The following is a 4,191-nucleotide window of genomic DNA, read 5'->3' on the forward strand; positions in this document are numbered from 1 at the left end:
ACCTGACCATTGAAGACTACTCCCGTGTGGATGCCATGATCGCCCTGCGACTTCGCGCCACCGGCCATAGCCGGGATACTGTGATGGAGGCTGTCCGGCAATGCGCTCCCTCTATCCGGGAGTCGTCCGCACGCAGAGACTGGCAGCGATACGCCGAGCGCACGGCGGATTACGCTTTCGGCACAGCGGGAGATGTAGAGCTGGCGAAGTATGAAACATACCGGGAGATGTGGAGACGAGTGGAGAGACGTGTCGGTATGCAGCAACAGTATGCAATCCATACGCGCATGGAGTGATATGGCGGTCGGTGGAGGATTTCGCTCCTGTAATGATACGTTTTCCGAAGGAGATTCTTGTGAGCAAGCTGGATCCTTCCTTTTATAGCCAGATTAAGGAAATTCTGCTTTCAGCCCGGAATAAGGTCTATGCTGCGGCCGATTTTGCCATGGTTGAGGCATATTGGAAAAGCATTGTGGAAAAACAGGGAGGAGAAGCCCGTGCCGAGTACGGCACGAAGCTTATAGCCGAGCTTTCTGCGAAGATGACCCTTGATTTCGGAAAAGACTTCACAGTCGCCAATTTGCAGAATATTCGACTGTTTTATTTGACTTTTCCAAATTTCTACACAATGTGTGGCAAATTGAGATGGAGCCATTACCGGCTGCTTATGCACGTGGACAGCAGGCAAGCCCGTCAATGTTATCTGGAGGAATGTGCAAAAGCCGGATGGAGTGTACGTCAGCTTGAACGGCAGATTCATAGTTTTTTTTATGAACGATTGCTATCCAGTCAGAATAAGTGCGAAGTTTCGGCGGAGATTCAGAGAACGGCACCAGCAGAACAACCAGAAGATATTATCCGTGATCCATCATTTTCTTATAGGTAGAGGCATAGTCCAGAGTCTCCCTGAGCGTATCAAAAGATGTCTGGACGGTTTGCGCGTCGTTGATGTTATGGTCTTTTTCAAACTGAACGAACAGGTCGGCGTTGCCTTCTTCCGGCTGGAATATTCTCAGTTCAAATGTTCCTCCGTCTCCCGTTTCATTTTCAATGTGTGTTTCTGTTTGACTTCACAGGAAGAGGATATCGACTTGGGAAAAGCGATGGAGAGGAACAGGAAAAACGGCATCCGTCCGGCAGATGCAAAGGGCAGGCATGGAACACTCTCCATGTCTGCCCTTTTGAAAATGGCCGTCCGTTAACAGGTTCTGAACCTAGAACTTCCACTGAAGCTGAAGGGTGCCGGAAACGCCCTCACGCCTGCCCACATAGCCCTGAACGCCGAGGTCGAGGCTGACGGGGATGCTGGATGAGGGGGTAAGGGTGATGCCCAGTTCGCCCATGCCGGTGCTGCCTTCGAGGTCCGGCCTGTCAATGTCAAATCCGTTGGTGGTGGCTCTGGCTTCGCCGTCGAACTCCTGTTCCCAGGCTGCGCCGATGTAGGGGCGCACATACTCGTTGGCAGTATAGGCAAAGCGGGCGCCAAGGCGCAGTCGGTGGGAGTCCACACTGTCAAAGTGCAGGCGTTCGCCGGTGGAAAGGTGCAGGCTGTCGCTGTCCTGATGGGTCCACAGGTACCTGGCATACAGGTCAAGATCCGCCTTGTCGCTGAGGTTCCAGACATAGCCCGCGCCCACATGCAGGCCGTAATAGGCGCTGTCGCTGTCGTAGGAGGCCCTGCGGCCGAAGGCGTCGCGCATGTCGTCGTTGTCGTAGTCGTTGTTCAGCACACCAAGGCGTGCGCTGGCTTCGGCATAGAAGTGGCCGGGGCCTGTTTCAGCAAAGTCCATGCGGGCCAGAAGACCGCCGCCCGCGTACCAGGTATCGCCGTCGCCCTTGATTGAAGCCGCGTTGGAGAAGGAATTCCAAGTGTCATAGGAACCGTTGCCGTATTCAAAGAACACCCCGGCGGTGAAGCGGCCGGGAGCCAGATCCGCGCCCTTGGCAAGGCCGGCGAGCAGGTTGAGGCTGCTTACGTCGATGTGGGAGCCGGTGTCGTAGCGGGACCAGCCGCCGGAAATCGTGCCGAAGGGAGCAAAGCCGTACTCGCCCGTTGCGCTGGCAGCGCGCAGAGCGTAAGCCATGCCGCGGTCGGCAATGAAGTCGCCGCCCTGCCGGATAAGCAGCGAACCGGCAAGGTAGGCTTCCGACAAAGCCTTGGTCTGGGGCAGAACGTGCACCGGGCTGTCCCCGCCGGGTTCGTCGCCTCCGCCGGGTTCGTCGCCTCCGCCGGGTTCGTCGCCGCCGGGCTGATCGCCGCCGCCGGGTTCGTCAGATATGGTTCCTACGGTGGCGACGAGATCTGTGGTGAGCGTTGTCTTCGGGTCGTCAACGGTGGCCAGCGTAAAGTCGTATGCCAGCGACACGCCCTGTGTGCCGGTGAGGGAAGTCTGCGTGTAGCCTTTAGTTTCCAGGCCGTAGCGGTTTCTGAGCAGGGTGACGCTGTCGCCCACTTTAAGAGGCGCGCTTCCGCCTGCCACGGCCACGCCCACCTTGGCGCCGGAAATGTCTGTGCCGTCTGAATCCGTCAGGGTCAGTACGATGTCGTTGGCCCTGACGGTGCTGGGCAAGATGAAGTGATAGTTCTCAAAATTATACACATTCTTGGCGGTGAGGCCAACGGTCCGCACTTCCAGCGTGTTGCCCGTGCGTACATCCAGGCTGGGGTTGGCGCTGCTGCCGCTGTAGCCGCCGCCGTACAGGTAGGAATAGCCTTTCAGCTTAAGGCCTTCCCGCAGGATAACCGTGTTGTTCGTGGCGCTGCCCGAGTCGTCGGAGGATATGGAGAGATACCCGCCATAGATACGGGGGCTGACCAGGGTAACGTTGTCCAAATCCACCACGTTGTTGTTGGCCGTAAACGTAGCGGGTGTTCCGGCACTTAATCGGGAGGCTTTGCCGCCTACGATAGTGGGGTACGCTTGAGTCATGTCAGTCCTAAAGGTACCGCCCTTGATGATCACGGAATTGTTGTTGACATAAGTGTCCTTTGTATTTGTCAACCAGGCTCCGATATATTCTCTCCCGGATGCAAGCGTAGGGCATGCAAGCGTAAGCGTATCGCACTTGATGGTCAGGCTGTTCCCCGTGACCATCGATGGTGTTGTATCCGACTGGGCATCTGTCATGCCGCTTGCCCCGGCTATCGAACTATGCTCATAACCAGCGAGGTCGCCGCCAGTGATGACCACGTGGTTATCGGTCATGATGACAGTATTTTGGAGTATATTGAACACGTTTGAGTTGATGTGGGCTCCCCTCACCGAGTCGCTGCTGCCGCCCTCGACGAACACCTTGTTGCCTGTCATGGTCACAATTCCTGGTACGGTGCAGGCTATGGTTGCGCCATAGACACCATCCACGTTGGCTCCGTCCTTCACTCTGACGGTGTTGTTGGACAAGGTTACATCTGTTGCGGAAGTGCTCTTGATGAGTCCTCCGGAGGCATACCTGGTCTCCCAATAATCGATGATAATATTGCCGTCACTGCTCCCGGTTCCACAATACCAAGGTACGGTGCCCATGCCATACACATCATCGCCGCCCGAATTGGCCCCCGCCACACCGGGCGCGGCCAGCAGCGCGGCAGCAAGCAGGAACGGCAGGGCTTTTCGCGCACTGCCTGCCAGAGGCGTCAGCCTAACTCTCTCTCTCTCTCTCTCTCTCTCTCTCTCGGCATAAGACATTCTCCTCCACGGTATGATATTCTCACCTTGTGCCGGTACAGGAGATGCCGTCCGCTTTTCCGTCGGACATCCCCTTTTGGGAAAACCGTATAACGGAAAAAATTTTTTGTACAGGTCATTTTTTCTCGAGGCGCGTTGAAGGAGAAGGCTTTTCGCGCCGTGTGAGGCGGCTTCATGCCGGGCACAAGGCCGGATGATTTCATCTTTTTCCCGGCCTCGACTTCGGAAAAGCAACTGAGATGAACAGGGACGAGCGGTGTCCTCCCGGCAGGACGGGGGCCCGTGGCTTGAGCAAAACATTCGCAGTAAGAAGCGCCTTTTGAATTGGTAGTTCAAAAGGCGCTTCTGTCATGTTGATGCTTTATCGCATTCGCATGGAGAAAGTCTCCTGCACAGGAGGCGCAGTGATGTTTTGCGTTTCCGCCATTTTCTTATAGATGCTGGCATAGTCCAGAGTTTCCTTGAGCGTATCAAAAGAGGCATGGACGGTTCGCGCACCGTTGAT

Annotated in this window: 3 protein-coding genes; 2 read left to right on the forward strand and 1 reads right to left on the reverse strand. The window is 56.0% G+C overall.

From position 1 onward, the window contains the following. Both Q0J81_RS12235 and Q0J81_RS12240 read left to right on the forward strand, forming a co-directional pair. Window positions 1-296: hypothetical protein (locus tag Q0J81_RS12235; protein WP_294448246.1), on the forward strand; the 296-nt coding region annotated here is incomplete at its 5' end. Between the two features lie 59 nt (window positions 297-355). Next, window positions 356-886 (forward strand): DUF1016 N-terminal domain-containing protein, encoded by a 531-nt coding sequence (locus Q0J81_RS12240; protein WP_294448248.1) that lies wholly within the window; start codon window positions 356-358, stop codon window positions 884-886. 328 nt (window positions 887-1,214) lie between these two features. Here Q0J81_RS12240 and Q0J81_RS12245 read toward each other — a convergent pair whose 3' ends face one another. Next, a complete protein-coding gene (locus Q0J81_RS12245; protein ID WP_294448249.1) occupies window positions 1,215-3,686 on the reverse strand; it encodes an autotransporter outer membrane beta-barrel domain-containing protein in 2,472 nt (823 codons plus the stop codon). Window positions 3,687-4,191: the final 505 nt, after the last annotated feature.

This window comes from uncultured Mailhella sp. (genome assembly GCF_944324575.1).
In the GTDB taxonomy this organism is placed as follows: domain Bacteria; phylum Desulfobacterota; class Desulfovibrionia; order Desulfovibrionales; family Desulfovibrionaceae; genus Mailhella.

What these genes read in the sequence shown, in the direction of transcription:
- Q0J81_RS12245 (WP_294448249.1), bottom strand. Translation starts at nt 3,686, where the DNA reads ATGTCTTATGCCGAGAGAGAGAGAGAGAGAGAGAGAGAGAGAGTTAGG.